This window comes from Zoogloea sp. (assembly GCF_041904905.1).
Classification (GTDB): Bacteria; Pseudomonadota; Gammaproteobacteria; order Burkholderiales; family Rhodocyclaceae; genus Zoogloea.
In genome coordinates this window covers 119,923-127,439 of record NZ_JAYRMI010000002.1, presented here as the reverse complement: position 1 = coordinate 127,439, position 7,517 = coordinate 119,923, and the positions used below count along the sequence as shown (strand labels likewise).

Below are 7,517 nucleotides of genomic sequence, written 5' to 3'. Positions count from 1 at the left end.
AAAACCTGGCTGTTCGCCACCAACGGCTTCCAGACCCTTGAAGACCGGCGCATCGGCCGGGAGGTGGCCCAGAAGCGCGAGGCCGTCGTCGAGACCAAGCGCAAGAAGGAAGAGGCCGCGCCGCCGCCGCCCCTGCGCATCGAGCCGGCCATCGTCGAGGTCGAGAAATCCGTGCGGGTCGAGAAGGAGCGCCAGACCCCGCTGTTCACCGAACTCCCCGGCGGCGCGCTGCCGCCCCTGGCGCTGCTCGACGAGCCCGCCCACGACGTGGAGCCGCCGTCGCCCGAAACCCTCGAATTCACCTCCCGCCTCATCGAGCGCAAACTGGCCGACTTCGGCGTCGAGGTGAAGGTGCTGGCGGCCTATCCGGGCCCGGTCATCACCCGCTTCGAGATCGAGCCGGCGGTGGGTGTGAAGGGCAGCCAGGTGATGAACCTGGTCAAGGATCTGGCCCGCGCCCTGTCGGTGGTGAGCATCCGCGTCGTCGAGACGGTGCCGGGCAAGACCTGCATGGCGCTGGAGCTACCCAACCCCAAGCGCCAGACCGTTCGCCTGTCCGAGATCCTCGGCTCCAAGGCCTACCACGACATGCACTCGCCCCTCACCGTGGCGCTGGGCAAGGACATCGGCGGCCAGCCGGTGGTGGCCGACATCGCCAAGACGCCCCACCTGCTGGTGGCCGGCACCACCGGCTCGGGCAAGTCGGTGGGCATCAACGCGATGATTCTGTCGCTGCTCTACAAGTCCGAACCCGCCGACGTGCGGCTCATCCTGGTCGACCCGAAGATGCTCGAACTGTCGATCTACGAGGGCATCCCGCACCTGCTGGCGCCGGTGGTCACCGACATGAAGCACGCCTCCAACGCGCTCAACTGGTGCGTGGCCGAGATGGAGAAGCGCTACAAGCTCATGTCGGCCCTGGGCGTGCGCAACCTGGCCGGCTACAACAAGGCGGTGGCCGAAGCCGCCAAGGCCGGCGCGCCCCTCAAGAACCCGTTCTCGATCACGCCGGAGAGCCCCGAGCCCCTCGACAAGCTGCCCTACATCGTGGTCATCATCGACGAGCTGGCCGACCTGATGATGGTGGTGGGCAAGAAGATCGAAGAGCTTATCGCCCGTCTGGCGCAGAAGGCCCGGGCCGCCGGCATCCACCTGATCCTCGCCACCCAGCGCCCCAGCGTGGATGTCATCACCGGCCTCATCAAGGCCAACATCCCCACCCGGATGGCCTTCCAGGTTTCCAGCAAGATCGACTCCCGCACCATCCTCGACCAGCAGGGCGCCGAGGCCCTCCTGGGCATGGGCGACATGCTCTACCTCGCGCCGGGCACCGGCCTGCCGGTGCGCGTGCACGGCGCCTTCGTGGCCGACGACGAGGTGCACAAGGTGGTCGAATACCTCAAGGCCACCGGCGAAGCCGACTACGTGGACGGCATCCTGGCCTCGCCCGAAGACGACGGCGGCGATCTGCTGGGCGGCGGCGAAGGTGGGGAAGGCAGCGAGGCCGACCCGCTCTACGATCAGGCCGTCGAGATCGTCGTCAAGACGCGCCGGCCGTCGATCTCGCTGGTCCAGCGTCACCTGCGCATCGGTTACAACCGCGCCGCGCGCCTCATCGAGCAGATGGAGCGCTCCGGCCTCGTCACGCCCATGGGCGCCAACGGGAACCGGGAGGTGGTCGCCCCCGCCCGCGAAGGAGAATGATGATCCGCACCCTGTTCAAACCCCTCGTCCGCGGGCTGGCCGTGGCCGCGCTGCTCGCTGCCGGCCCGGCCCACGCCGATGGCCTGGCCCAGCTCAAGCAGTTCATGGACGGCACCCGCAGCGCCAAGGGCAGCTTTTCCCAGCAGGTCTTCTCCAAGTCCGGCCGCAAGCCCCAGCAGGCCACCGGCACGTTTGCGTTCTCGCGCCCGGGCAAGTTCCGCTGGGTGTACGAGAAGCCCTACGCCCAGCTGCTGGTGGGCGACGGCAGCAAGCTTTGGGCCTTCGACCAGGAACTCAACCAGGTCACCACCAAGAAGCTCGGTCAGGCCCTGGGCAACACCCCGGCGGCAATTCTTGCCGGCGACAACGCCCTGGACAAGAACTTCGTGCTGAAGGATGCTGGCGCCGCCGATGGCCTGGAATGGGTCGAAGCCACCCCCAAGGCCGACGACAGCAGCTTCGAGCGCATCCGACTGGGCTTTGCCGGCGGCCAGCTCAAGGCCATGGTGCTCCACGACAACTTCGGCCAGACCACCGCCCTGCAGTTCGGTCAGCTCGAACGCAACCCGGCGCTGGATGCCGGCCTGTTCCGCTTCGTGCCGCCCAAGGGCGCCGACGTGGTCGGCGACTGAACGCCGGGCCCTCGCGTCACCCCCATGGCCGATCTGTTCGACGCCCTCGACCCGCCGCGGCTGCCCCTCGCCGAAGCCATGCGACCGCAGACCATCGCGGCGGTGATCGGCCAGCGCCATCTGCTCGGGCCGGGCAAGCCGCTGGCGCTCGCCTTCCAGTCGGGCAAGCCCCACTCGATGATCCTGTGGGGCCCGCCGGGCGTGGGCAAGACCACCCTCGCGCGCCTGATGGCAAAAGCCTTCGACGCGGAGTTCACCGCGCTGTCGGCGGTCTTCTCCGGCGTGAAGGACATCCGCGAAGCCATCGCCCAGGCCGAAGCCGCCCGGGCCCGCGGGCGCCACACCATCCTCTTCGTGGATGAGGTGCACCGCTTCAACAAGGCCCAGCAGGACGCGTTCTTGCCGTTTGTGGAGCAGGGCCTGGTCACGCTGGTGGGAGCCACCACCGAGAACCCGTCCTTCGAGGTAAATTCCGCGCTGCTGTCCCGCGCCGCGGTGTACGTGCTGCAGCCGCTTACCGCCGAGGAACTGGCCGAACTCTTCGAGCGCGCCCGGGCTCACGCCTGCCCCGATCTCGCCTTCGAGGACGACGCCCGGGATCGCCTCACCGGCTTTGCCGACGGCGACGCCCGACGCCTCCTCAACCTGCTGGAGCAGGTCCAGACGGCGGCCGAAACCGCCGGCGTCAATCCGGTCACGCCGGCCTTCATCGACGAAGCCCTGTCGCGCAACCTGCGCCGCTTCGACAAGGGCGGCGAGGCCTTCTACGACCAGATCTCCGCCCTGCACAAGTCGGTGCGCGGGTCGGACCCCGATGCGTCGCTCTACTGGCTGTGCCGGATGCTCGACGGTGGCGCCGAGCCGCTTTACCTGGGCCGTCGGCTGGTGCGGATGGCCATCGAGGACATCGGCCTGGCCGACCCGCGGGCGCTGGAGATCTGCCTCAACGCCTGCGCCACCTACGAGCGTCTGGGCTCACCGGAAGGCGAACTGGCGCTCGCCGAAGCGGCCGTTTTCCTCGCTTGCGCCGCCAAATCGAACGCGGTTTACAACGCGTATAATGCGGCCCGGAGGTTTGTCGCCAACGACGTCTCCCGCCCCGTGCCGATCCATCTGCGCAACGCGCCCACCCGGCTCATGAAGGAGCTGGGTTACGGCAAGGCCTATCGCTACGCCCACGACGAACCGGGCGGCTACGCTGCCGGCGAGAACTATCTGCCCGACGGCATGGCGCGCCCCGGCTGGTACCAACCGGTCGACCGGGGGCTGGAAGCAAAGATCGGAGAAAAGCTGGCGCGCCTGCGCGGACTCGACCGTCAGGCCGAGGCCGGCGCAGGGCAGGGCAATGTCAGTGGGTCTGGACAGGGTGGCTCGCGATGAAACGTGCGCAGGCAGCCCGGAAGCGCTTGGCCTTGTCGCGGTCGCCGCGGCATTCGGCCTCTTCCACGAGTTCCTGCATGAACTGGGTAAGCAGCAGCGTCCCCTCCCGGCTCTGGACGAGCCCGCAGGCAATCTGGGCGGCGGCGACATCGGGAATGTCGTGGTGCTCCGCAATGATGGCCACATCCTCGTCGGTGAGGTCGCAATAATCCAGGCAGTCGCGTATCGATAACATGGGTGTCTCCTCAATGGTCAGGGTGCGCGACGTCATCTGCGTACGTCTTTCTTTAAGTGTGGGTTTTGAACCATGGAAATCAAGAAAAGTTTAACTTTTGTGGGCTATTAACTTTTTGATTTTCATAACTTCTGCTAGTGGTGCAAGCGGTTTCGCCGTGGTGCGGTGCAACCACGATCCGGGCGGGCGGGGTGCCGCTGCCCGATGTACCGTCGATTGACCGGTTTCAGATTCGAATAGGGATAGTCATGCTTGATGTTCAACTGCTTCGTGCCAAACTGGATTTCGTGGCCGAGCGACTCGCCACCCGGGGCATGAGCCTCGACGTTGCCGCCTTCCAGGCGCTCGAAGACGAGCGCAAGACGCGCCAGACCCGTACCCAGGAGCTCCAGGCCCGCCGTAACACCCTCTCCAAGCAGGTCGGCCAGCTCAAGAGCAAGGGCGAGGACGCTTCCGCCGTGCTGGCCGAGGTTGCCGGCATCGGCGACGAGCTGAAGGCCAACGAGGTCGCCCTGGCCGAGCTGCTGGAGCGCTTCAACGCCTTCGTCGCCGGCCTGCCCAACCTGCCCCACGACAGTGTGCCGGCAGGCAAGTCCGAAGAAGACAACGTGGAGGTCAGCCGCTGGGGCACGATCCCCAGCTTCGACTTCGAGGTGCGCGACCACGTGGACATCGGCACCCGCCTGGGCGGGCTGGATTTCGAAACCGCGGTGAAGATCTCCGGCGCCCGCTTTTCGCTGATGAAGGGGGGCCTCGCCCGCCTGCACCGCGCGCTCGCCCAGTTCATGCTGGACACCCACACCGCCGAGCACGGCTACACCGAGCTATACACCCCGTACATGGTCAACGCCGCCAGCATGTTCGGCACCGGCCAGCTGCCCAAGTTCGAGGAAGACCTGTTCTCGGTGCCCAAGGCCGACGGTGGCAAGTTCTACCTCATCCCCACCGCCGAAGTGCCGGTCACCAACATCGTCCGCGACGAGATCCTGCCGCTCGATGCGCTGCCCCTCAAGTTCGTCGCCCACACCCCGTGCTTCCGCTCCGAAGCCGGCAGCTACGGCAAGGACACCCGCGGCATGATCCGCCAGCACCAGTTCGACAAGGTCGAGCTCGTCCGCATCGAGCAGCCCGAAAAGGCCTGGGACGCCCTTGAGGAACTCACCGGCCATGCCGAGGCCATCCTCCGGAAGCTCGAGCTGCCCTACCGCAAGATCGTGCTGTGCTCGGGCGATATGGGCTTCTCCGCCGCCAAGACCTACGACCTGGAAGTCTGGCTGCCGGCCCAGAACACCTACCGCGAGATCTCCTCCTGCTCGTGCTTCGAGGGCTTCCAGGCCCGCCGCATGCAGGCCCGCTTCAAGAACGCCCAGGGCAAGAACGAAACCCTCGCCACCCTCAACGGCTCCGGCCTCGCGGTGGGCCGTACCCTGGTCGCGGTGCTCGAGAACTACCAGCAGGCCGACGGTTCGGTACGTGTGCCCGCCGTGCTGCAGCCCTACATGGGCGGCGTCACGGTGCTACAGCCCGCCAACTGAGAAAAATCACCGCCGGCTTGATGCCGGCGGTTTTCCTTGGGCCGCCGATCCTGTATATTAGAAAAATCTAATAAAAGGAGTGGCAACCATGAGCAGCAAATCCTTCGTCCAGATCACCGGCGACCTCAGCAAGGGCATGGAAGCCCTGCGCGCAGAAATCCCCGAAACCATGAAGGGTTTCAGCGCGATGGCCAAGGACGCGATGAAGGAAGGGGCGCTGACCGCCCTGCAGAAAGAACTCATCGCCCTGGCCATCGGCGTCTCCGCCCGTTGCGACGGCTGCATCGGCTTTCACGTCAAGGCGCTCATCCGCCTGGGCGTGACCCGCGAGCAGCTGATGGAAACCCTGGGCATCTGCACCTACATGGGCGGCGGCCCGAGCCTGATGTACGCGGCCGAGGCCGTGCGCGCCTACGACGAATTTACCGCTCGCACCGCAAAACCAGCATAAAGCGCTGGCTTTTTTCGCCGGATTGTCTATAATTCGGCGCTTCGAGCGGAAAGGTGGCAGAGTGGTCGAATGCGCCGGACTCGAAATCCGGTATACGGTTTAGCCGTATCGAGGGTTCGAATCCCTCCCTTTCCGCCATTGTTTCAAAGCAAAAAGCCCTTGGTCACCAAGGGCTTTTTGCTTTTGTGGCTTGCCGGTGAGCAAATCGGCATCTCGTGGCTTGCGGTTTCGGTTGGGGGTGTGGGTTGTCGTTGGCTGCCCCGTTGCGCGGGTGCTGGCGATCTGCCTGCCTGGCCGATGGCCGCCCATCTGCCCGGTTGCGCTCGGGAACGCGTTCCATCGGCTTGCCCGGGCGGTTGGCTGCTTCTCTCTGCGTATTCTCCTGCCCTCGTCGAAGCCGTCGCCAGCGGGCGCAGGCTGCCGCGCTCTTGTCGTTGGCTGCTGCAGCCCATTGCGGGCCTTGCGGTGGCTCTCCTTCGGGATCGACCGGCAGGGCTCCTATCTATCCAGCAATGCGCCGCTCGTGTGCCGCCCAGAAAGGGGAGGCGCACGGCGATGGAAGGGGAAGATGGCGTTGTGAGGTGGGTGGCCGGGTGCCAGATGCACGGGGGGAGGGCGTGAGCCGCGCCGTTGCTGGCCGGCTACAGCTTCGCCTCGATGGCGGCGGTTGAGGCGGCGCGGAGCTTTTTCATTAGCGTCTCGGTCTGCCGGTCGTTGCTGAGGATGAGTTGCAGTAGTAGCCGGACGGGCGGAGCGATGTTCATGCCCGCTTCGTAGCGTGCGCCGGCCGACTGGGTGACGCTGACCAAGCCCCAGAAGGCTTTCTGGCTCATCAGCATGCGCTTGCGCAGTTGCCGGACTTCGCTCCCGGATTCCAGGATGGGGGCCACCGAGCGGGTGGGTTTGTAGTCGGCCGGGCGGCGTTCGCGCAGGGACGCGAGCAGCTTGCGGGCGTCTTCTTCGGTGCCGTAGGCGAGGCGAACCAGGGTGTCGACCTGCCGGGGCGCGGCGCGGCCGTTCTCGTAGCGGCTGCCGCCGGACTGGGTGACCAGTACCGCGCTCCAGAAGCGGGTCTGGTTGATCCCGAGGCTGAGTCGCAGGGAGAGGTAGTTGCGCGACGCGTAGTCGTTGGCGCCGGCGGGTTCGTTGGCGAGCAGCAACCGGTCGTCGCTGTGTTCGGTGGGGGCTTCCAGCAACTCAGTGTCGTCGTTGGAGTAGGCCGGCGCGCAGCAGCACAGGATGCGCAGCGCCGCCTGGCCAAGGTTCTGCACGCAATGCGGGGTGCCCGGGGGGATGTGGACGGTGTCGCCCGTCTGGATCGGAAAACGCGTGTCGCCGAGGGTCATCTCGCCGCGCCCGCCCACAACGTGATAGACCTCTTCGGATTCCCGGTGGCGGTGCAGGAGGGTGCGCCGCCCGGTGCCGATGCGGGTTTCGGCGAGGCTCTGGGCGCGGTTGCCATGCAGGGCCGGATGCATGAGTTCGCGGACGGTCGAGCCGTCCATGGTGAGGTAGGGGGCGGGGGCGTCCTGGGCTGGGACGAGGGTTGCCGGGGGTTGTCTGCTGTGCATCTTCGCCGT

At 66.5% G+C, this 7,517-nt stretch carries 7 protein-coding genes and 1 tRNA gene; 6 read left to right on the top strand and 2 right to left on the bottom strand.

Features of this window, described 5'->3' with window-relative positions; translation table 11 throughout:
* From ACE3N6_RS01385 to ACE3N6_RS01375, 3 genes are all read left to right on the top strand, one after another.
* Positions 1-1,704, top strand: a 1,704-nt coding sequence (locus ACE3N6_RS01385; protein ID WP_374243365.1) for a DNA translocase FtsK, incomplete at its 5' end; no start/stop codon positions are given.
* Positions 1,701-2,336: an outer membrane lipoprotein chaperone LolA gene (lolA, locus tag ACE3N6_RS01380; RefSeq protein WP_374243364.1), complete on the top strand. Its 636-nt coding sequence runs from the start codon at positions 1,701-1,703 to the stop codon at positions 2,334-2,336. The genes ACE3N6_RS01385 and lolA, both read left to right, overlap by 4 nt.
* 24 nt (positions 2,337-2,360) lie before the next feature.
* Positions 2,361-3,716 (top strand): replication-associated recombination protein A, encoded by a 1,356-nt coding sequence (locus ACE3N6_RS01375; protein ID WP_374243363.1) that lies wholly within the window; start codon positions 2,361-2,363, stop codon positions 3,714-3,716.
* On the opposite strand, the gene ACE3N6_RS01370 is transcribed toward ACE3N6_RS01375, so the two are convergent.
* Positions 3,685-3,951 (bottom strand): hypothetical protein, encoded by a 267-nt coding sequence (locus tag ACE3N6_RS01370; protein WP_374243362.1) that lies wholly within the window; start codon positions 3,949-3,951, stop codon positions 3,685-3,687. The two genes, ACE3N6_RS01375 and ACE3N6_RS01370, sit on opposite strands and share 32 nt — an antisense overlap.
* A 248-nt stretch (positions 3,952-4,199) precedes the next feature.
* On the opposite strand from ACE3N6_RS01370, the gene serS reads away from it, so the two are divergent.
* The 3 genes from serS to ACE3N6_RS01355 all read left to right on the top strand — a co-directional run bounded on the left by serS (position 4,200) and on the right by ACE3N6_RS01355 (position 6,075).
* On the top strand, positions 4,200-5,486 hold the full coding sequence (gene serS / locus ACE3N6_RS01365) for a serine--tRNA ligase (RefSeq protein ID WP_374243361.1): 1,287 nt from the start codon (positions 4,200-4,202) through the stop codon (positions 5,484-5,486).
* A gap of 88 nt (positions 5,487-5,574) precedes the next feature.
* On the top strand, positions 5,575-5,937 hold the full coding sequence (locus ACE3N6_RS01360) for a carboxymuconolactone decarboxylase family protein (protein ID WP_374243360.1): 363 nt from the start codon (positions 5,575-5,577) through the stop codon (positions 5,935-5,937).
* 47 nt (positions 5,938-5,984) lie between these two features.
* Positions 5,985-6,075, top strand: a tRNA-Ser gene (locus ACE3N6_RS01355).
* 503 nt (positions 6,076-6,578) lie between these two features.
* On the opposite strand, the gene ACE3N6_RS01350 is transcribed toward ACE3N6_RS01355, so the two are convergent.
* On the bottom strand, positions 6,579-7,508 hold the full coding sequence (locus ACE3N6_RS01350) for a cupin domain-containing protein (protein WP_374243359.1): 930 nt from the start codon (positions 7,506-7,508) through the stop codon (positions 6,579-6,581).
* Positions 7,509-7,517 lie beyond the last annotated feature (9 nt).